Origin of the sequence: Litorimonas sp. (assembly GCA_029936425.1) — a bacterium.
Lineage (GTDB): Bacteria > Pseudomonadota > Alphaproteobacteria > Caulobacterales > Maricaulaceae > Litorimonas.
Genome location: JAPYSU010000002.1, coordinates 126,051 through 146,730, shown reverse-complemented (window position 1 = coordinate 146,730; position 20,680 = coordinate 126,051). Strand labels below are relative to the sequence as shown.

The 20,680-nt window shown below is 48.6% G+C and carries 15 protein-coding genes; 8 read left to right on the top strand and 7 right to left on the bottom strand.

Annotated elements, in window-relative coordinates; translation table 11 throughout:
• Window positions 1-13: 13 nt before the first annotated feature.
• From ACN0IC_RS02525 to ACN0IC_RS02515, 3 genes are read right to left on the bottom strand one after another with little or no spacing between them, the layout of a single operon-like run.
• Complete coding sequence (locus tag ACN0IC_RS02525; RefSeq protein ID WP_416877183.1) at window positions 14-1,465, bottom strand: efflux transporter outer membrane subunit; 1,452 nt, start codon at window positions 1,463-1,465, stop codon at window positions 14-16.
• Complete coding sequence (locus tag ACN0IC_RS02520; RefSeq protein ID WP_416877182.1) at window positions 1,462-4,647, bottom strand: multidrug efflux RND transporter permease subunit; 3,186 nt, start codon at window positions 4,645-4,647, stop codon at window positions 1,462-1,464. Before ACN0IC_RS02520 ends, ACN0IC_RS02525 begins: the two co-directional genes overlap by 4 nt.
• 32 nt (window positions 4,648-4,679) lie before the next feature.
• The gene (locus ACN0IC_RS02515; RefSeq protein WP_416877181.1) at window positions 4,680-5,900 is read right to left on the bottom strand and encodes an efflux RND transporter periplasmic adaptor subunit; all 1,221 of its coding nucleotides are present in this window, start codon (window positions 5,898-5,900) and stop codon (window positions 4,680-4,682) included.
• Between the two features lie 345 nt (window positions 5,901-6,245).
• Here ACN0IC_RS02515 and ACN0IC_RS02510 point away from each other — a divergent pair, with 345 nt between their 5' ends.
• On the top strand, window positions 6,246-6,467 hold the full coding sequence (locus ACN0IC_RS02510; RefSeq protein WP_416877180.1) for a hypothetical protein: 222 nt from the start codon (window positions 6,246-6,248) through the stop codon (window positions 6,465-6,467).
• A gap of 15 nt (window positions 6,468-6,482) precedes the next feature.
• Here ACN0IC_RS02510 and ACN0IC_RS02505 read toward each other — a convergent pair whose 3' ends face one another.
• The 4 genes from ACN0IC_RS02505 to ACN0IC_RS02490 are packed head-to-tail and all read right to left on the bottom strand — an operon-like array spanning window position 6,483 to window position 14,004.
• A complete protein-coding gene (locus ACN0IC_RS02505; RefSeq protein ID WP_416877179.1) occupies window positions 6,483-8,327 on the bottom strand; it encodes an acetyl-CoA hydrolase/transferase C-terminal domain-containing protein in 1,845 nt (614 codons plus the stop codon).
• Between the two features lie 11 nt (window positions 8,328-8,338).
• On the bottom strand, window positions 8,339-10,420 hold the full coding sequence (locus tag ACN0IC_RS02500; RefSeq protein ID WP_416877178.1) for a 3-hydroxyacyl-CoA dehydrogenase NAD-binding domain-containing protein: 2,082 nt from the start codon (window positions 10,418-10,420) through the stop codon (window positions 8,339-8,341).
• Between the two features lie 3 nt (window positions 10,421-10,423).
• Entirely contained in the window at window positions 10,424-11,707 is a 1,284-nt protein-coding gene (locus tag ACN0IC_RS02495) for an acetyl-CoA C-acetyltransferase (RefSeq protein WP_416877324.1), read from the bottom strand.
• Entirely contained in the window at window positions 11,707-14,004 is a 2,298-nt protein-coding gene (locus tag ACN0IC_RS02490; RefSeq protein ID WP_416877323.1) for an acyl-CoA dehydrogenase, read from the bottom strand. The genes ACN0IC_RS02495 and ACN0IC_RS02490 overlap by 1 nt, the downstream gene beginning before the upstream one ends.
• A 335-nt stretch (window positions 14,005-14,339) precedes the next feature.
• On the opposite strand from ACN0IC_RS02490, the gene cpaB reads away from it, so the two are divergent.
• From cpaB to ACN0IC_RS02455, 7 genes are read left to right on the top strand one after another with little or no spacing between them, the layout of a single operon-like run.
• Window positions 14,340-15,326, top strand: coding sequence for a Flp pilus assembly protein CpaB (cpaB, locus tag ACN0IC_RS02485; RefSeq protein ID WP_416877177.1), 987 nt, complete (start codon window positions 14,340-14,342; stop codon window positions 15,324-15,326).
• Between the two features lie 4 nt (window positions 15,327-15,330).
• Window positions 15,331-16,683 carry a type II and III secretion system protein family protein gene (locus ACN0IC_RS02480; RefSeq protein WP_416877176.1) on the top strand — a complete coding sequence of 451 codons (1,353 nt, stop codon included), beginning with the start codon at window positions 15,331-15,333 and terminating at the stop codon, window positions 16,681-16,683.
• A gap of 9 nt (window positions 16,684-16,692) precedes the next feature.
• Window positions 16,693-16,962 carry a hypothetical protein gene (locus tag ACN0IC_RS02475; RefSeq protein WP_416877175.1) on the top strand — a complete coding sequence of 90 codons (270 nt, stop codon included), beginning with the start codon at window positions 16,693-16,695 and terminating at the stop codon, window positions 16,960-16,962.
• Between the two features lie 59 nt (window positions 16,963-17,021).
• Window positions 17,022-18,512: a pilus assembly protein TadG-related protein gene (locus ACN0IC_RS02470; protein WP_416877174.1), complete on the top strand. Its 1,491-nt coding sequence runs from the start codon at window positions 17,022-17,024 to the stop codon at window positions 18,510-18,512.
• Window positions 18,512-18,991 carry a TadE/TadG family type IV pilus assembly protein gene (locus tag ACN0IC_RS02465; RefSeq protein WP_416877173.1) on the top strand — a complete coding sequence of 160 codons (480 nt, stop codon included), beginning with the start codon at window positions 18,512-18,514 and terminating at the stop codon, window positions 18,989-18,991. Before ACN0IC_RS02470 ends, ACN0IC_RS02465 begins: the two co-directional genes overlap by 1 nt.
• Window positions 18,988-19,605 (top strand): TadE/TadG family type IV pilus assembly protein, encoded by a 618-nt coding sequence (locus tag ACN0IC_RS02460; RefSeq protein ID WP_416877172.1) that lies wholly within the window; start codon window positions 18,988-18,990, stop codon window positions 19,603-19,605. The genes ACN0IC_RS02465 and ACN0IC_RS02460 overlap by 4 nt, the downstream gene beginning before the upstream one ends.
• A gap of 11 nt (window positions 19,606-19,616) precedes the next feature.
• On the top strand, window positions 19,617-20,654 hold the full coding sequence (locus ACN0IC_RS02455; RefSeq protein WP_416877171.1) for an AAA family ATPase: 1,038 nt from the start codon (window positions 19,617-19,619) through the stop codon (window positions 20,652-20,654).
• Window positions 20,655-20,680: the final 26 nt, after the last annotated feature.

The window sequence follows — 20,680 nt, the reverse complement described above, 5'->3', positions numbered from 1 at the left end:
AACAGGCTTCGACTTAGTTCGGTGAGGGGGTATTCGATAATCCGCCGCCAAGTGCAATAAAGAGCGAGACTGAATTTTGATCTTCCATCCGGCGGGCCTGTAATAGGCTTTGTCGCGCGGTAAAGAGGTTACGTTCGGCGTCGAGCACTTCAAGATAATTAGCCACGCCTTCGTCATATCGTAATTGCGCGAGACGGGCGATTTGCTCCTGCGCTTCGACATTGCGCAGGCGCGCATCCACGAGTTCTGCGAGCCAACGTCGGCCGGCAAGGGAGTTGGAAACATCCCGAAATGCGTTTTGTATCGTCAAATCATAATTCGCGACGGCTTCTTCTTCGACGGCCCGCGCAAGGGCGAGATCCGCTTTGCGCGCGCCTGCGTCGAATATTGGAAGACTGATAGAAGGGCCAAAGCGCCAAGTCAGGCTATCCGTATCAAAAAGATCGCCCAGCTCACTGGATGTAAATCCGCCTGACCCGGTCAAAGATATGGTCGGGAAAAAGGCGGTTCGGGCGACGGCTATGTTTGCGCTTGCACTCCGAAGTCTTTGTTCCGCAGAGATTATGTCCGGACGCGATAGCAAAAGGTCGGAAGGCAAACCCGCATCTATTCTGAGGTTGGACGTTTGCTCTCCAAGTGAAAGTCCAGAAGGGAGTTCCCGGGGAAGCTTCCCGCCAATTAAGACTGTGAGCTGATTGCGGTTTTGCGCCTCTAGAAGTTTTTGATTACTTAAAGCCTGTTCCGCTTGCGTTAAAAGCGCTTGGGACTGATGAAAATCCAGAGCAGACGTGATGCCTGATTCCAAACGGATCTCTGCCAGCTCCAAACCCTCTTCTCTCGACCTCATAGTCTCTACGGCCAAAGCAATTTGAGCTCTGGATTCGATTAGGTCGAAATAGGAGGAAGCAACATCCCCAATCAAAGAGATATAGAATGCGCGCTGCGCGGCTTCCGTTGCCAGATATTCGGCGCGGGCCGCTTCGCTTAAATTACTCAGGCGCCCCCAAAAATCAATTTCATAAGAAGCGACACCAACGCCGATATCAAAGTTATTAAACGTTACAGAGCTGGGGGTGTTGGTGTTTTGTCCTCCGCCTGCAACGCCGCCAAACCCGCCTGTGTCGGTCGGAATCCGGCTTCGGGTTGCACTTCCCGTTGCAGAAACAGTGGGCAAGCGCCGACTGTCCTGTATACGAAAACGTGCCCGCGCCTGCTCAATCCTCGCCGTTGCGGCCTGTAGATTACGGTTATTGTTGAGAGCTGTCCGGATTAAGAGCTGAAGGCGCTCATCAATAAAATAGTTCTGCCAATTAATCTGGCTCGCTGTCAGTGATCCCTCTGGCTGAAGACTTGTTTCATATGAAGCTTCTGTCGCGAGCTCAGGAGAAACGTATTCCGGCTGTATATGCGAACAGGCAGATAACAAAATTACGGCAAAAGAGACTGAGCTGAGTAAACGCGTCATGACGCGCTCCCTTTTTTATCATGCGTCTCCATTTGTCCGGAGGCTGTTGGATCTTTTCGGCTCAGATGCTTACGGATCAAAAGATAAAGTAACGGAATAATGAAAATACCGATTGCCGTTGCTGTTATCATGCCGCCCATGACGCCTGTGCCCACAGCAATACGGCTATTCGCACCTGCACCGCTTGAAATCACCAAAGGCACCATAGCGAGAATAAATGCCATGGAAGTCATGATAATGGGTCGCAGTCGTAACCGGGCGGCGCTTCTCACAGCTTCCAGAGGTGACTTTCCTGTTTCCTCTTCTTCGATAGCGAATTCGACAATGAGGATTGCATTCTTCGCAGCGAGGCCAATAATTGTGATCAGTCCAACATTGAAATAAATATCCGCCGACAAGCCCCTCAGCATTGAGAATATGACGGCGCCCAACACACCTATGGGAACAATCAAGAGAACGGCGATAGGCATGGCCCAGCTCTCATAAAGGGCTGAGAGAAGAAGGAAGACTACCAATACGGATAAGCCGAGTAATGCACCAATCTGACCGGCTGAACGTTTTTCTTCAAAACTGAGGCCGGTCCACTCCGAACCAATACCTTGGGGAAGTTGTGCGACCATTTCCTCAACGGCGTCCAAAGCGGCTCCTGACGACTTGCCGGGAGCGGCTTCTCCAGAAATCGTCATGGCAGGATACCCGTTATAACGCGCGAGACTCGGCGGCCCGGCTGTCCATTCTGCTGTTGCGAAAGTGCTGAAAGGAACAAGTTCTCCAGTTTGATTTGGGACTCGTAGGGAGAGAATATCTTCTGCGGTCATACGATGAGGCGCATCAGCCTGGACATAAACCTGGAGTGACCGTCCGCCCCGGATAAACTCATTTGCAAAAGCCGAGCCAAAATTAATTGCCAATGTGCTGTTAACGTCCGAGATAGACAAGCCAAGTGATCGGGCAAGCACCCGGTCTATGTTAACACGTAATTGCGGAGAGGCGGCTTGGTCTTCAGGCCGGACATTTGTGATAATGTCGCTCTGGCTCATTAGCCCTAACAACTGGTTTCGCGCATTTGTGAGAGCTTCTCTACCTTGTCCGCCTCTATCTTGAAGCTTGAGGCTGAACCCACTGGCATTCCCCAAAGATCGAATGGCTGGAGGTTGGATAACAAATACCATTGCATTATCCAGTTGAGAAAATTCGCCCATAGCTCTGCCCAATAATGCCGAAGCTTTGCTTTCTTCATCCTTTCGCTTTTTCCAGTCATAGAGCGGACTAAACATGAGAGCATTGTTTTGACCTTGTCCGAAAAAGCTAAATCCGCGAACAACGACCAAGTTCTCAACTTCGGGTTGGTTCAGCCAGAAATCAGAAACGGGCTCAATCGTCGCTTCTGTTCTTTCACGCGTTGCGCCGGGAGGCGCTTGAACCGCTGTAATTAAGTAGCCTTGATCTTCTACGGGGAGGAAAGCGGTTGGCAGCCGGGTGAATAGAAACCCTGCTAAACCAACAAGGACGCAAAATACGGCAAAACCGCGAAGAGGTCGGGACAGTATCCCGTCTGTTGCCCGGCCATATCTGTCCGTCATGCGCTTGAACCAACGATTAAACCCGCCAAAGAATCTGGCCCCGATATTCCATTTTGAAACATTTTTATTGGGCTCGCCCCCAGATTCGTCTTCTTGGGGGATTGGCTTTAAAAATGTGGCGCAAAGGGCGGGCGTGAGCGTTAATGCCATAAGCGCAGAAAACAGAATTGAAATGGCCAGGGTTACGGAAAATTGTTTGTAAATTCCTCCAGTTGAGCCGGGGAAAAATGCCATGGGTAAAAAGACAGCGACGAGAACAAGCGTAATCCCGATAATAGCTCCCGTAATTTGATCCATAGCTTTCCGAGTCGCTTCTTTGGGCGGCAAGCCTTCCTCGCGCATGATCCTTTCGACATTTTCAATTACAATGATCGCGTCATCGACGAGGATACCAATTGCCAAAACCATACCGAACAGCGTCAAAACATTTATGGAAAATCCGAAAAGCCATAATCCCAGACAAGCCCCGGCAAGCGCGATGGGGACAACCAAAGTAGGAATAAGAGTTGCTCTCCAACTCTGGAGGAAAAGAAACATGACAAGGAAGACCAAGGCCATGGCCTCAAGAAGAGTTTTGACCACTTCTTTCACGGAAACACGAACGAATGGCGTTGTATCGTAAGGGATTTTCCATTCGACGTCCGAAGGAAGACTGGCTTCCAATTCCTTCATACGATTTTCCACGCCCTCGGCTGCTGCGAGGGCATTTGCTCCCGTAGCAAGCTGAATGGCCATTCCGGCCATAGGTTGACCATTGAGTGTGGTGCTCGTGGCGTAGCTTTGAGCGCCTATTTCAACGCGCGCGACATCTTCCAATCGAACCGTGGCCCCGCCCGTTTCGGCCCTGAGGATAATTTTCTGAAATTGTTCGACGGTCGAGAATCTATTCTGCGTTATAATCGTCGCCGTAATTTGTGTTTGATCCAGATTTGGCAGAGCGCCAAGTGAGCCCCCCGCTGTCTGGCTGTTTTGTTCCCTGATCGCGAAGAGAACCTCTGACGGTGTTAGTTCGTAAGACGCCAATTTTTCTGGGTCGAGCCAGACGCGCATCGCATATTCCGAGCCAAATAAGGTGACATCGCCCACGCCGGGTACGCGCCGTAATTCATCAATAACCTGAATGGAGGCAACATTACCCAAGTCCGTCGTGTTCAAATCACCGCTCTTAGACGTCAATGCGATGATTTGCAGGAAGGAAGAATTAGCTTGGCGGACTTGAATGCCCTGACGGCGAACATCTTCCGGGAGGCGGGCTTCAACCGTGCCCAGGCGGTTTTGAACTTCGGTTTGCGCGATATCAATATCGGTACCGGATTCAAAGGTCAGTGTTATAGAGCCTGTCCCGTTAGATTGGCTTGAGGAGTCCATATAAAGAAAGCCTTCAACGCCATTGAGCTGCTGTTCAATGATCTGGATGACATTTTGTTCAAGGGTTTCCGCATCAGCCCCCGGGTAAACCACTGAAATAGAGAGCGATGGAGGGGCGATTTCAGGGTATTGCTCGACGGGAAGTGCGCGCAAAGCAATAAAGCCAGAGAGCAATATACAGAGCGAAATCACCCAAGCAAAAATAGGTCGGTCAATAAAAAAACGCGGCACAGCTTAATCCAACTTTTCTATAAAGCCCATTATCACGGATTGCCGTCTTCAGCGGAATTTGGCGCTTGAGAGGGAGTTTCTTGCGATGAAGGCATTGATCTGGATCCGGAACTTACTTTAACGGGCGTACCGGGTTGAAGTTGCTGAATATTACTTGTTATCACTTGATCGCCAGCTGAAAGGCCGCTTTCTATCACCCAGTCCTGACCATCCATAGGGCCGAGATCGACAGGCTTCGATTCAACTTTTCCTTCTGTGTTGACGACAAAAACGCTTGCGCCTGACTCCGCAATACTTACGGCACTTTGCGGCACAGAAAGGCCATTTCTTCTCGAGCCTACATAAAAACGGGCGTGAACGAATTCCCCCGGGAGCAGAATATTGTCTGGATTGGGAAACTCCGCTCTGAGATTAACTGTTCCGGTGGTTTCGTTTACAGAGAAATCCAAGAAGTCCACATATCCGGGTTCGGAGTAGGGGGTGCCGTCTCCGAAAAACAGCTCGACTTTTGTCTGTCCATTTTCATCAAGTTGAATAGTGCCGTCAGCGATAGCCCGCCGAATTTCGAGAACTTTAGATGAAGCTTGAGCAACAGTGACGTAGACTGGGTCTAGCTGTTCTATTTGAGTCATCAGTGTGGCTTCGCTGGCACTGACTAGGGCGCCCTCAGTCACGTTGGCGCGTCGCGCGCGGCCTGCTATCGGGGCGCGTACCGTCGTATATCCCACTTGTAAATTCGCTGCATCTATTTGCGCCTTGATTTGTATGACGCTGGCTTCGGCTTCGCGGGAGGCTGCAACAGCTGAATCATATTCCTGTTGGCTGATGGCCTGTAATTCCACAAGGTTTTCAAATCGATCCACGACGGCTTGCGCATTTGCGGCAGTGGCTTCAGCGCGTTGCAAACTGGCTTTGACTTGTGCCAGATTGGCTTTTACTTCTCTGGGGTCAATATTGAAAAGCGCTTGGCCTTCAGTAACGTCAGTCCCTTCTTCATAGAGACGTTTTTGAACAATACCAGTTACTCGCGCCCGCACTTCTGCTTGCCTAACGGGTTCTACCCGTCCGGGAAGTTCAATAATGTTGGGGACGTTGTGTTCGCGAACTGTAACAGCCTCAACAGTCATAGCTTGGCTTGCCGCGGGTGCCGTTTTTGACTGAGCAGCCGCATTTTCCTCTTCGCCGGCTTGGCATGCGCCAAGAATGAGCGGGATCAAACAAATTGAAATTCTGAGGTATTTGAGCATTGCCATAACGACTTTCTGTCAGGCCCAAATTTGAACCTAATTTGAAAACGGTAGTAATCTCGCGACTAGGTAAGCTTCTTGAGAAGAGGTTTCAACGGGTTTGAACGGTCTTTTAGACGCATCTGTCATGCGTTTATGTATGGGAATTGTAGAGGTTCTTAAATTTTGTCTGACGATTAGGTGTTTTTTCAGTGAAATGTTGGACTTGAAACTCTTAAGAGCTGCCTCAAAATTGGAGATTTATCTTAAAAGGAAAAAATTTATTATCCTAGCGACTTGCAAGTAGACCAACGCAACACACATTTTTACTGGACACTGTAAAACGCGTGTTCCTTTAACATGGATAACAAAATGATTTACTTAAATGCTCTGGTGGGAACGCTTTTCCTTACATTGGAAGCGGGCGTATTGCTTGAAGGTGTGACGTGGATGGTAATGGATGCCCTTCATGCGCCGCGAACTGTTTTGATGAGCGGAGAGGTGATAATGTTATTGCCACTGGCTGTTTTGTCATTTTTTGTATTCAAAAATGCCCTCGCCGCCGAAAAAGACATCTTGCAAGGCAATTTATAGTTTTTCACGCGGCCATTACAGGACGGCTCGTAACAGATAGGCCTTAATTTGTTCGTCAAGGTTTTGAGGCTTATCCAATCCCATTCTCTTGATTGCCGCGAGTTGGTCCTTATTGGGCTTTTTTCTGAATCCTCTCCAAGCCGTTTTGATCAATTTTGATTTGGATTTCGATATAGGTTTGAGTTTATCCAAAGCTTTTATGAGCCTTTGCTCTGTGGCTGTGAAATCGGTTCCAAATGGATATTCAGGCAGCAATCCTTTTTCGCGGAAGGGAGCAAGGTTTTGCTCAATATGGCGGCTTGTATTCTCCGACCAAAAATCAGGTTTGTTGAAGCCCTTTGATAATTTTCCGTTTTCTTGAGCCGTTTTTATAAGGTCATCGTGGAACTGCGCGTCCGCTACGGAAATCATTCTCTTGATCACATCGTCATCATTGGCCCCTTTTAAATCTGCCACACCGTATTCTGTTATCACAATATCTCTCAAATGGCGGGGTATGGTAATGTGACCATAGCTCCAGACGATATTGCTCTCTGCCTGGGACGTCCCGTCGCGCAGAGCGTTCAGCATGATCAGGGAGCGAGCGCCGTCCAGAGCAAATGACTGGCGGACGAAATCATATTGTCCCCCAACGCCGCTGATAACCTGGCCATTTTCAAGGCCGTCAGAGACAACCGCCCCCAGTAGAGTGGCTTTCATACCATTATTGATGAAACGGGCATTTTCACGATTTGACTTTTTTTCTTCAAACCCTTCATGGGCATCATTAATGAACCGAACCCGGGTCATATTGATTTTTTGACGCAAAGTGCTCGGCATTTTGTTAAGCCGATTATAAAGCGAAGAAGGCCCCACGAAAAAACCGCCATGCACGAGAATACCGTCAACTTCACGTTTTATGACGCCGCCCTCTATGAGATCCAGAAAGCTATCGACAAACATTTCGCTCATCCCGTGCAGTCCGGTTTCAAACGGGTCGAGGTGAAGCCGCTCTAATTCCTCGTCACGATGCAAGGCGTTCATGATTTTTCGATAATCTTTGTTGTTATTCTGCCTCAAGAGAAGAGCGTAAGCGACAGCGTCTCCAATAGAGCCGATTCCGATCTGCAATGTACCGTTATCGGGTATGAGGCCTGAGGCGTAAAACCCTGCGGCATATTCAGGAAGATTGACGGGCCTTTTCGGGATATTGAAAAGCGTTGAGCTTTCGCAGTCGCCCTTTAGAAGATAGTCGATTTCACGCGCTGATATTTCTGCATCGCCGGGCATAAATGGCAAATTCTCATTCAACTCACCGACGACGATAAAGTCTGATTTTCCTGATTCGCGCGCTTTTAGAAGGTCAAGAGTAATGTCGGGGTTACAGGACAAGCTATAATTCGAATTGTTTTCTTCCGAAGCCAGTAATTGGACAACCAGATTAATGCCGTCTTCAAGAATATAAGTCCCGGCGTCTGAATAGTTTGCGCTTATATAGTTTTGCTGCACGGACGAATTACCAAGCCATTGCCCGGCGGCCAGAAAAAATTCACAGACCTCAACATTACTTGGCAAATTCTCATCGTGAAGGTCTTGCGCGAAATCAAGTTCACAATATCCGTCGTAAAGTCGCCGCTTAAGGGGCTCCAAGAAACGGCGCTCCATATCTGATGATGCCTGCGGGGTATTCAGGGTGAGAGCGGTGTATATCTTGAGAGAATGTGACGGGTTTTTGCGGACCTTATTGTAAATGGCATTGATGACATGGTTGGCTTTGCCCAAACCCAAAGGGGTCGCCATGACAATTTTACCGCCGAGACGCTCTATGATTTTATCGGCTAATAAATCTGCATCTGTGAACTTTGCTGTTTTATCAGCCATTTGCCGCGAGCTCACGCCTGCCAATAGGGGTCAGGTTTGAAGCGTTCGCCATAGGTTTTTTCCAGTTTGAGCAAACCCCCGTGAATTTCCTCATATCCCCGCGACTGCGCGTAATGCATGGGTCCGCCCCGGAAGGGCGCAAAGCCTGTTGCAAATATCATAGCGCCATCCAGCGCGTCCGTATCCGAGACGATATCTTTGCGAAGGCATGTTGCGCAGGCGTTGAGCATAGGCAAGACGAGGCGGTCCTGCGCATTAGAAGGCGGGGTTCCAGGCTCCTCTTTTTGAGCTTTGCCGTTTTTCCATTTGTAAAACCCTTGTCCGGTTTTTTTACCCAAATGTCCGTCTTTCACCTTCTGCCGAACAAACTCAGGAATGTCGGCAACGGGGGTTTCCAACTGCGCGCGAAGAACATCACCGACATGTTCGCAAATATCCAGACCAACTTGATCAGCCAGTTCAATTGGGCCAACCGGCATACCAAACTCTTCGGCGGCCCTGTCTATTGTTTCGGCTTTAATTCCGTCTTTGAGCATTAGGATGGCTTCAAGAATGTAAGGCATAAGTGCTCGATTGACCAAAAATCCCGGCGCGCTTTTAACGTCGACTGGGAGTTTGCCAATCTGTCCGATAAAGCCGCGGGCGCGATCCATTGTGATTTTGTTTGCGCCCTTCCAATTCACGACTTCGACTAAATCCAGACTGGCGACCGGATTAAAGAAATGGATACCGGCAAAACGTCCTTTTTTCTTAAGAGAGCGTCCAATATCGGCCAGGGGAAGGCTGGACGTATTAGTGGCCAGAACGGCCGTAGTTTTCAGATCTGGTTCGACAGAAGCGTAAATCTGTTTTTTAATTTTTTCGATCTCCGGGCCAGCCTCTATAAGGATGTCTGCCTTTTGAACGCCGTTTTGTTGCGGGTCTGGTATTAACCTGTCCAAAGCGTCTCGCGATTGCATGGAATTCAAATGACGTTTCTGCGTCATGGCTTTGGCCCGTTTCATGGCCTCGCCAATCGCGGCGTTTTCAATATCCGCCAAAGAGACATTCAGCCCTTGTATCGCGGACCAAGCCGCGATGTCTCCGCCCATGGCCCCGGCGCCAATCATGTGGAGATGATCAAACTCTAATTTGCTCTCGCCAGAAGACTTCAGGGCTTCACGGAGGAAGTATACACGGATTAGATTTTGCGCTGTCTCGGAAAACATCAGATTGGCAAAAGACTGCGTTTCGGCTTTTGACATTTTATCTCTATCATCGCCATGTTTTTCCCAGAGATCAATGAGAGCGTAAGGGGCAGGATAATGTGATTTCGGCGCTTGCTTCTCTGTCTGGGAACGCATTTTTTTAGCGGTCAATGAGCGTCCAAGACCAGTTTTTATCAACCCTTCAATAGGCGAATTTGTCCCGGATTTCGGCGTGTTTTTTATGATGTCTTGCGCGCAGGCTTTGACATGGCGTTCCTCGACAACTTTATGGACGATGCCGAGTGATTTTGCTTTACGGGTATAAGCGGTTTTGCCCGTGAGCATATAGGTCATAGCTTCGATAGGGTTAATCAGCCGAGTAAGTCTCACAGAGCCGTCCAACCCCGGATGAAGCCCCAGTTGGACTTCCGGAAAGCCGAATTTGGCTCCGTCGACCGCAATGCGGTGATCACAAGTGAGGGCCAGCTCAAATCCGCCGCCCAGACAATGGCCGTGCACGACAGCTATGGTGGGGTAGGAGAGGGCCTCCAATCGGTCCAGAATAGCTTTACCTTGAGACAGCTCGTCTATCATTATGTCGGGCGACTCAACCTCGCGGAAATCCCGAATGTCCGCGCCGGCGCAAAACCCGCTCTGTTTTTCTGATCTGATAATCAAACCCGAAGGAGGTGAATTCTGTAATTCATCTAGAACAGAAGATAAATCTTCGAGCACGTCGCGGTTCAGAGTGTTTACGGATTCACCCCGACGGCTGAATAAAAGCCAAGCGACATTGTTTTCATCTTGACCCATCCGAAAGTGACGGAAGTCTTTGTAATTATTGAGACCGCCTTTTTCCATCTCGCGAGACTGGAGTGCGGAGAGCACAGGAGTATGCATCGTCATTATCTAAACCCTCTCTATCAACATGGCGCCGCCGAGGCCGCCGCCAATACATTCAGTAGCAATGCCGCGCTGTCCGCCCGTCCGGTGAAGCGCGTTGACCAAATGAAGAACGATGCGGTTTCCGCTGGTCCCGACCGGGTGGCCGAGGCTTATCGCCCCGCCGTCAATATTGAGCTGATCTCTATTAATTTTGCCGAGAGGTCTTTTAAGACCAAGAACGTCTTTGCAGAAGTCTTCGTCCTGCCAAGCGGCGAGGCAGGCCAGAACCTGGGCCGCAAAGGCCTCGTTGATTTCCCACAAGTCGATATCTTTCAGGCCCAGCTTGTGTTTTTGGAGGAGCGGAGTTGAACTCATGACAGGGCCAAGTCCCATGATCTTGGGATCAAGCCCAGCCCAGTTTGAATCCGTTAGTTTGGCTCTGGGTTTTAAATTATGTTTTTTGACGGCGTCTTCGGAGGCAAGAATAACCCAGCTTGCGCCGTCCGTGATTTGTGAACTGTTACCGGGAGTAACTTTACCATAAGGTTTCTCAAAGACAGGTTTGAGCTTCGCCAGTTTCTCCGTGCTGGAATCAGGTCTGACCCCGTCATCGGTTTCAAATACATCGCCATTGGGTGAAAAAGCGGGAAGCACCTCCTCGTCGAGATAACCTTCGTCCTGAGCCTTTGCGAGACGAAGCTGGCTTTGAACGGCGTATTCATCTGCCTGCTCGCGGGAAATATCAAACAAATGCGCCAGCACTTCAGCGGTTTGTCCCATGTTCAGTGAGGTGATCGGGTCCGTTAAGCCGCGTTCTAATCCTATCACTGGTTTGAACATTGAGGGTCTCAATTTAGTAAAAAGCTTGAGCCGTTCGCCTAAGGATTTTGCCCCGGCCAACGCCCCAAACCATTCGACCGCCTCACGCCGATATACCAATGGAGCATGGCTAAGAGCTTCGGCTCCGCCCGCCAGTATCATATCCGATCCGCCATCGCGAATATATCGATAGGCGGTATCAATGGACTGCATGCCTGAGCCGCAATTTATCTGAACTGTGAAGGCGACCATTTCAGAACCCATGCCCAGCCGAAGCGCAGCGACGCGAGCAGGATTCATCTCGTCCGCCACGACATTCACGCAGCCCAGTATGACCTGATCAAAATCAGTCGGCGCAAATGATTGCCTGAGAAGGAGAGGGCGTCCACATTGGACGGCCAAGTCAACAGGCGTAAAGGGTCCGGGACCCCCTCGGGCTTTCAAAAACGGTGTTCTGGCCCCATCAACTATATAAACGTCTCTACCTATCATTCTGCGGCGCTCGCAATCCCGGGAGATGTACGCTTCAGATAATCCCGAACCGCTTCTTCCGGCTCTCCCTCTTCCGGAGGACAGCCGTAACGCACAAAGTCGCCCGCTGCAAAATCATCGACTTCAATCACTTTTTCAGTCGCCTCACGCGTGCGCATTAAAAGATCAAATTCGGACTTTGATATGATAGATTTTTCTAATGCCTGTTTCGGATCGGATATATCGGCTTCGCGGAGTTTGGCTTCTGCAGGTGCCGCTTCAATCGTAAGGTCAAAAGCCTTTTCCAATCTGTTTATGCCTTCGCTGCTGTGATGTTCGCACAGATACATACCTTCGGAAAGTCTCTCGCGGGTCGGGTTTTTGGTGGTCACGAGTTTGGCGCAAGTCTGTTTTAGGTCGTCCGAAGGCGCGGTTTGGGATCGACCGAAAGGCAGGGTAATCGCCCGTAAGAAACCAGCCACTAATTTATTCGGGAAGTTTTGATAGACTTCGTCCAAAGCCTTCTCGATAACAACAAAACCGGTTTGCATATTATATTCAACTAATGGGAGATCTTCGGGCTGACGTCCTTCATCTTCCCAGCGTTTTAATATAGCGGACAGCATATAAAGTTCGGAAAGGACGTCGCCTAATCGGGCTGACAGCATTTCCTTGAATTTCAGTTTTCCGCCTAAAATGAGAAGGGACATGTCAGAGGCAATCGCCAAAGCGGACGCATATCGGCTCATGGCTTTATAATAGGGTTTTAATTCGGCATTATCCGGAGAGGTTCCGGTGCTAAACCAGCTTCTGCCAATAGACCTGAAGACAGTTTTGGTAGAATGACCGACATGTTTCCAGAATGATTTATCGAAATCTTTGAGCGCCTGATCCTTATCTTCATTCTCCAATGCCAGAATTTCATCCAGGAGGTGAGGGTGGCAGCGTATCGCGCCCTGGCCGAAAATCATCAGGCTACGGGTCATGATATTGGCACCTTCCACCGTAATGGCGACTGGCACAGCTCTATAGAGATTGCCGAGATAATTCAGAGGCCCGTCAATCACAGCCTTGCCGCCATGAATGTCCATGGCGTCGGTCACAGAGTCCCGCAGGGCCGTAGTCATATGATATTTCATAATCGCGGCAATGACGGATGGTTTATGGCCTTCGTCAAGCGCGGCGCAGGTTAAGTGCCGAGCCGCGTCTAGCTTATAAGCTCGCGCGGCCAAAGCGGCGAGAGGCTCCTGAATGCCTTCAAATTTACTGATGGGCACGCCAAATTGCTCACGGATTCGTGCATACGCACCTGACGTTCGTGCGGTCAGGGTTGTTCCGGCCGCCGAGAGGGCGGGAAGCGAAATACCGCGTCCGGCGGCAAGAGCGCTCATCAACATCGCCCAACCCTGACCCAGTCTTTCCTGACCCCCCAAAATGTTTTCGAAGGGAATGAAAACATCTTTTCCCCAATTAGGGCCATTTTGAAACATTTGGAATGCCGGGAGATGACGACGTCCAATTTCGACGCCCGGTAAATCTGTTGGAACTAGAGCGACAGAAATTCCAAGGTCTTCTTCATCGCCGATCAAATGATCCGGATCATAACATTTGAAAGCAAGTCCGAGAACTGTCGCCACAGGTCCAAGTGTAATGTAGCGTTTGTGCCAGTTTAATCTGATCCCAAGAACTTCTTTGCCGTTGTATTCACCTTTGCAGATGACACCTGTATCCACCATGGCACCTGCATCTGATCCGGCTTCTCGGCTTGTGAGCCCAAAACAGGGGATTTCCCGACCATCCGCCAGACGCGGCAGCCAATAGTTCTTTTGTTCATCCGTCCCGAACTGCATCAAAAGCTCGCCGGGGCCGAGTGAGTTCGGCACCATAGTTGTCACGGCCGCAACGGTGGAACGGGTGGTAATCTTTTTGACGATTTCCGAATGGGCGAAGGCTGAAAACTCAAGACCTCCGTATTTCTTGGGAATAATCATGCCGAACAGGCGATTGTCTCGCAGAAAATCCCAGACTTTTTGTTCCATATCGCCTGTTTCCCAGACGATTTTCCAATCATCAATCAGACCGCAAAGCTCATTGACCGGCCCGTCAATGAAAGCCTGTTCTTCATCTGTGAGTTTAGGAATTGGCGTGGCTTGGAGTTTTGACCAATCAGGGTTGCCGGTAAAAATTTCTGCATCCCACCAAGTATCCCCGGCGTTCAAAGCATCCCGCTCCGTTTCTGATAAACGGGGCATGGCCTTTTGCGCCCAATTGAAAATAGGTTTTGTGATCGTATTTTGGCGAAATGTGCCCACTATAAGCTCCTGTCGGGACTGAATCTTAGAGAATGTAATCAGCTCTCAGAAAGTGAACGCATTAAACTAGCATAAGTTTCTAATTCTCTCCTCGAAACTCATCGGAGAGTGTTAGTTAAATCGGAGTGTTCGCAGTGGCGTTGCAGATCAATTCCGCTCTGTTATTTGAACCAGACAAATTCAAAGACATAGCAAGGTAAGAGTTTAAGCTTTCACTAACCCTGTATTTTCAAGACTTGGTAAGCCCGATTCTTGACGAAACCTTACCCTCCCGCCCTTAGTCTCCACTCGAGTCTCGCTTGAAGTTTGTAACGAGCGCTCGAATGGGTGGAAGATATATGAGGCTGAATACAATTATCACATTGGGCGCGTCTGCCGCCTTCGGGCTTCTAGCCGTCTTTCTGGCGCGGGGGTGGATTAACAGTGCGGTCAAAAAGGAACTTGGCCAAACCAGTTCTGAAACTGTCCAGCAGGTAAAAACTATCCCGACAACGCCAATCTTGGTGGCCGATATCGAATTGGCTTTTGGTGATGTTTTGACACCGGATTCTGTCCGTCTCGTCGAATACCCTAAAGACTCGGTTCCGGATGGCGCTTTTACAAATTTGGACACACTTTTAGGGGAGCAAGGAGAACGCGTCGTGTTATCCACCCTGACTTTGAATGAGCCTATCTTGGGACATAAAATCTCTGGTCCAAATGGAAAAGCCAGTCTCTCGGCCCGCATTCGTCCGGGTTACCGAGCTGTTGCCGTGCGGGTTGACGATGTCTCGGGCGTGGCTGGATTTGTCGTGCCTGGGGATATTGTAGATGTTATTTATACGAGAGAGCCGGAGAGTGCAGCAAATAAAAGGTCAAATTCCTCCGCTTCCAATTATGTGTCCGATATCATCTTGCAAAACATTTCAGTGCTGGGTGTGGATCAAAATCAATCAAATAAAACGGCAGAAGCCAATGTCGCGAGAACCGTGACACTTGAGGTCAAGAATGAAGATGGTCAGGCTCTCAATCTTGCTATGGAATATGGAACCCTTTCCCTCTCTCTAAGAGGTGTCGGCGAAATCCAGCCGGAGAAATCACAGCGGGTAAGACTTAGTGACTTAGGGCCAATGTCGGCCAAATCAGCGTCTCTGCCACGTACCCAGAGCTCTGCCAGAAAAAACACTGTTCCGAAAAAAAGAGATGTCGCGGAAATTACAATCTTTAGAGACGGCCCTGATGTTGAAGAAACTATTGAACAACTAAGTGTCAAGAAAGAAGCTCCAAAGTTGATGTCAGCATCTGAAGAAGAGCCAAAATTATATTCAGATCTGGCAGGGGGTTAGGCTGATGAAACGTACACTTTTAGCGACATGCCTTATTGCGCTGTTTGTTCAGCCGACTCTTTCCTCTGCAAAATCGTGGGTGGACCATAGCGTCAATGAAGATCGTATCTCTACATCAGTCGTGAAGAACGACATGATCGTGATGCGTACGGAGACTTCATTCAAAGAAGTCCGCGTGGCGAATACGGCCATTGCAGATGTCGTCGTTCTGACGGATCGATCTTTCCAGGTGATGGGCAAGTCCGGCGGCAAAACGAATGTTATGCTGTATGACAATGAGCGGCAATTGATTGATATTGTAGATGTAACTGTGGGTCACGATTTGGCCGGATTGAAAAAGACTCTCTTCCAATCATTTCCGCGAGAAAGGATTGAAGTCAGACCACTCGCAAATGGCATTTATTTGTCCGGAGAAGTAACTACGGACGCCGTTTCCAAAAGAGCGGAAAAAATCGCGCAGGCTTTTGCTCCAGACAGTGTTACCAATGGTTTGGCCATTAAGGACTCACATCAGGTGATGTTAGAAGTTCGGTTTGTTGAAGCCAGTCGAAATGCGATCAAAGAATTGGGTGTTGGGCTTTTAACCAGTCGGCAGGGCGGACTTAATCCTGACCCTGGCGACTTCGCAGCCGCGACAAGTGTGACAACTAATAATCCAGTTTTATCCGGAATACTCAGAGGCGGAATTGGGGGCGCCGTTTTGGATGCCCGTATTGAGGCCTTGGAAGATAAAGGCATTATTCGAACCTTGGCAGAGCCCAACCTCGTCGCGATGTCCGGCGAAACGGCAAGCTTCCTCGCAGGGGGTGAAATTCCGATTCCCATCCCTGGGGATTTGGGACAAATCGCGATTGAATATCGGAAATTTGGTGTAAGTCTGTCTTTCTCTCCCACTGTACTGGATGATGAGATCATAAATTTGAAAGTTGCTCCTGAAGTCAGCCAACTGGATCAAACGACGGCTGTTCGCATCGCAGAAGTGACAGTTCCGGGTATCAAGGTGCGTAGAGCAAATACGACTATAGAACTTCGAAATGGTCAGAGTTTTGCCATTGCCGGTCTTTTGCAATCAGAGAGCTCTAACAGTCGGTCACAAGTCCCCTGGCTTGGCGATATACCTATCCTGGGCGCTCTGTTTAGTTCCACCCGGTTTCAACAGGACGAAACCGAACTGGTCATCATTGTCACTCCGCATCTGGCCCAACCGGTTAAGGACATAAGCGAATTGGCAACGCCTTTAGACGATATGACAGTGCCAAGTGATTTCGGAGCTTTTGTGGGAAGTCAGATCGAAGGGAATAAAACGGCCAGTGATTTGTCGAAACTCTCGGGAAATTACGGAACAGTTTTAGAGTAGGTCCAAAAAATGAAACTTTTTATACATTTATTTTCGGTTGTCGTAATGATTTCTATCCTGTCGGCTTGTTCGACTCCGCGCTCTGCGCTTGAGGGCCAAACTGATAACTTCGGAAGCTCTAATCGCACAAACATTCTAGCGCATTCTGTTACGCCCGACCCAAAACTTAAATCAGATACTTATATTCCGGCAGATCGTGAGCGAGTGCGGGCAGCTAGAGAAGCTTATCAGAAAGGCGAAGTTAAAGAATTAAAACCCGTTCAACTCCAATCAGACTGAGAGTAACCCTATTGAGAAAATCTCAATTTGTACTTTTTGGCACAGAAACGAATGTCAATATGAAAGCTAAATTGAAAAACATTATTGGATCATTCGGCGCAGCGACTTCAGGCGCGGTTACTGTCTGGGCTGCATTCACGACTCCCGTTCTTATCGGGGCCGGAGCGCTTTCTGTTGATATTGCGAGAGTACAAAATATGGATAATGATCTGCAATCTGCCGCAGATACGTTTGCCAGAGTAGGCGCGGCAGAACTAGATCAGCGTCCTGACAGCATGTCCCGCGCCACACGCGCTATTCAGAATCTTGTAAAGAATGAACAAAGGTTTTCTGAAAATGGAAGAGGATTAGTTGAGATTGACACAATTCGATATCTTAAAAGTCTTCCGCCCCAAGACTATCAATCAATCACCAGCGCTAATGTGACAAATAATCCGTCTGATGCGCGTTATGTAGAAGTTGTTATAAAGCCTGAAACAGTCAGAACTTTATTTCCTCCCAGTTTAATTTCCGGAATAACTAAAGTAGAAATGGCGGCAGAAGCAGTTGCAGGCTTTGATCAAAGAATTTGTAAGACGGCTCCGATTTTCTTCTGCAATCCTGCGGAAGGAAAGTCAGAGTCCATCTACACATTGATGAATGATCGAAGTTTTCAACGACGTCTCATTAAGTTCAAAGGCCACGGGGGCGGTAACAATCAATATGGGCCGGGAAATTTTGGATATCTGGATCCCTTTGGAGGGAATAGCGGCGCGAGTAAAATTACAGATGCGCTTGCTATAGATAAGACGAATGCCTGCTTTTCTAAATCCGAGGGCGTTCGGTTGCGTCCCGGAAATATCGCTTCCGCGAGTAAAGGCTTTAATACACGCTTCGATATTTATGAAGGAAACTTCAAGAAGAAAGCTAATGATCCCCGCTACGCCCCCGCGGAGAATGTCGTAAAAGGCTATGCTGGCAAAAAAGAGTGTTCTACGTCTCCTAGCTCAGAAGCTTTTGGTATGCCGATTGATGAGTGTTTCGAGTCTGGCACTTGCACAGAAGCGGATGGGCGTATGGGAAATGGAGATTGGGATTTCATTACCTATATGAAAATCAATCATGATTTCAAGAAGAGCATAACTCTCGAGGGCGTCAGATATTCTATTGATTATGATCGCAACGTCATGACGCCTTCGACCCCGCCGTCACGATATAGTGTTTATCGGTGGGAAATTGACAATGATCAAATCCCTGGCGCCAAAACCTATGGGTCACTTTCGCGTACGGCAGAGGAGGGAACGCCGACATGTCACAAATCTGGGCCTTCCCAGACGGTTGAGGACCGCAGAGTCATTAAAGCGGCACTGATAAATTGCGGCGCAGCTGTGGCGAGTGGTCTTTCTATGAACGGCCGGGGTGACCCTCTGCCAGTAGAGACTTTTATAAAAGTATTTCTGACGCAGCCTATGGGGTCAGGAAAAGATAATGTCCTCTGGGGAGAAATTATTGGTCCTGTTGGGCAAGGCAAAGACTCTGAATCTGATGAGCAAATTGCTTTGGCGCGCTAATGAGATTGTGGCTTAAATTTTATCAAAAGGAAGACGGGATTGCCGCGATAGAAGGGGCGTTATTATTTCCAATGTTGACTGTAATCGGATTCGGCGTTGTCGATACATCCATCTTGATGATGCAAACGCATCAGTTGAGAACAGGTTTGGGTACAGCCGGAAATTACCTTTCCCGAACGGTAAATCCTGAAGTTTTAGAGAACCGCGCAAAACAAATAGCCATCAGCGGCAAATTTGACCCCAATGCCTCGCCTTATATCAAAGATATGACTCCTGCGGACATTCTCATCACGTATCGGAACGTTCCCAATCCAGAAACAGATGGCCTGCGGGATTACCGCGGGGGAGATACTGTCAGGATTGTCAATCTATCCGGAGCGACAGAATATAAGGGTATTGGCATTCTTAAAATTATCACAGGCGGGAATCTGTCTGTCGCAGGTCAATATGAAACTCGGTTGATTGGAGCGGCTCTATGAGTCTCTTCAAACGATTTCAAAAATCAGAACAAGGCAGTGTGACTGTAGAGACGTCCTTGATTATCACAATATTGATACTTGTGACGGCTGGTGTCGTAGAATGTAGTCTGGCTTTCTGGCAGTGGAATTCTGCACAGCAGTCAGCTCGTTTCGGAGTTCGGCTAGCGGCTACATCATATCCTGTGGCAGAAGATTTGAGAGCTATGACTGGTCTTGAAAACGGTGTGGAGGTTGGTGATCCGATTCCTTATTATGAGAGGCATTGCTCGGGTAAGACGGCGAGTTGTAGTGGGGGCCAATTTAATCAAGCCGCCTTGGATTATATTATATTTGGTCCTGACGGCGACGGTGTCTGTGCTCCAACGACTCTGGAGAGGCGCGGTATCTGTGATATTATCCCAAATGTAGGTCGTGAAAATATGGATATTTCATACATATCATCTGGACTGGGATATGCAGGTGACCCAGGCCATCCAGCGCCTTTGATTACCGTCACAATTAAAGATTTAGATTTCAACTTCGTTTTTTTGGACGCTTTTTTGCCGGGCCGATTTACAAAGATTCCACCGGTGAGCGTAAGTGCAATGAGTGAAGATTTGCGCAGCGAGACATGAATGAGGATGTTATGAAGATATTTGCTAGAAGAAAAGATGACCCACGCGAAGTTTGGGAGGAGGAGAATTCCAAAGAGGCAAAAGACTCGCTGATAATTCCTCCCTGTGATTTATGGCAGAAGGAGAAAGTTCAGAATTGTGATGTCCAAACCGATTTAAATACTGAAGAGCATTCAGATGGCGGTATGAAAGCTGAAAAAGTTCTATCTAAAAAGAGATCTGAAAGTATAAAGCCTCAATGCTGGACGTTTATGGGAGCAAGGGGTGGGTGCGGAACCACAAGCTTGGCTGTAGAAACGGCTTATCATCTGGCAAAAAATCACTCTGCGCCGCGCGGCCAATCTGAACGGACCGGCTCGGAGCATGTCTGTCTGATCGATTTAGACTTTGAAACCGGAAGCGTAATTCATCATCTGGATATTGAGCCAGGCCTGCGTCTCGAGGATTTATCTCAGGATACAACAAGGATAGATGCCGACTTGACCCGTTCTCTGATGTCTTCTCACAAAAGCGGTATTTCTGTCCTGGCGACCCCCAATATGATTGGCGCGAACTCTCAAATAAACCCTTATGCCGTTGTCAAATTGTTGGAAGCAGCTTGTGAAATGTTCCCTCATATTATTCTTGATCTGCCTGTTCAATGGCAGGGATGGAGTTTGGCCGCGTTGGGAGGGTCGGACTTTGTTGGACTTTTGACAGAACCAACAATTCCCTGTCTGTATTCTGCTCGAAATAAACGCACTCAAATTGGCGAAATGCTACAAAATAAGAAATCCTGTGATATAATTTTGAGCCAATATGAAAGGCGGGCTCTTGGGAGCAATTTACGTTTGCCTGACGCTAGAAAGGCACTGCAATGTGATGTATTCGGGACTGTATGTAATGACCCTCAAAATGTGAACGCGGCGGTCAATTGCGGAGAACCGGTGGGTCATATACGTAAGGGAAGCCGATATTCAAAGGACTGCCGGAAACTGATCGAAGACATTTTTGTCCGCTCTGATATATACCAAGATGCAGAAGTGAAAGAGTTGAAAAATACGGCCTAGTTAAACTGCACTTAACCTTATCGGCT

What these genes read in the sequence shown, in the direction of transcription:
- ACN0IC_RS02525 (WP_416877183.1), bottom strand. Translation starts at nt 1,465, where the DNA reads ATGACGCGTTTACTCAGCTCAGTCTCTTTTGCCGTAATTTTGTTATCT.
- ACN0IC_RS02515 (WP_416877181.1), bottom strand. Translation starts at nt 5,900, where the DNA reads ATGGCAATGCTCAAATACCTCAGAATTTCAATTTGTTTGATCCCGCTC.
- ACN0IC_RS02510 (WP_416877180.1), top strand. Translation starts at nt 6,246, where the DNA reads ATGATTTACTTAAATGCTCTGGTGGGAACGCTTTTCCTTACATTGGAA.
- ACN0IC_RS02505 (WP_416877179.1), bottom strand. Translation starts at nt 8,327, where the DNA reads ATGGCTGATAAAACAGCAAAGTTCACAGATGCAGATTTATTAGCCGAT.
- ACN0IC_RS02500 (WP_416877178.1), bottom strand. Translation starts at nt 10,420, where the DNA reads ATGACGATGCATACTCCTGTGCTCTCCGCACTCCAGTCTCGCGAGATG.
- cpaB (WP_416877177.1), top strand. Translation starts at nt 14,340, where the DNA reads ATGAGGCTGAATACAATTATCACATTGGGCGCGTCTGCCGCCTTCGGG.
- ACN0IC_RS02480 (WP_416877176.1), top strand. Translation starts at nt 15,331, where the DNA reads ATGAAACGTACACTTTTAGCGACATGCCTTATTGCGCTGTTTGTTCAG.
- ACN0IC_RS02475 (WP_416877175.1), top strand. Translation starts at nt 16,693, where the DNA reads ATGAAACTTTTTATACATTTATTTTCGGTTGTCGTAATGATTTCTATC.
- ACN0IC_RS02470 (WP_416877174.1), top strand. Translation starts at nt 17,022, where the DNA reads ATGAAAGCTAAATTGAAAAACATTATTGGATCATTCGGCGCAGCGACT.
- ACN0IC_RS02465 (WP_416877173.1), top strand. Translation starts at nt 18,512, where the DNA reads ATGAGATTGTGGCTTAAATTTTATCAAAAGGAAGACGGGATTGCCGCG.
- ACN0IC_RS02460 (WP_416877172.1), top strand. Translation starts at nt 18,988, where the DNA reads ATGAGTCTCTTCAAACGATTTCAAAAATCAGAACAAGGCAGTGTGACT.
- ACN0IC_RS02455 (WP_416877171.1), top strand. Translation starts at nt 19,617, where the DNA reads ATGAAGATATTTGCTAGAAGAAAAGATGACCCACGCGAAGTTTGGGAG.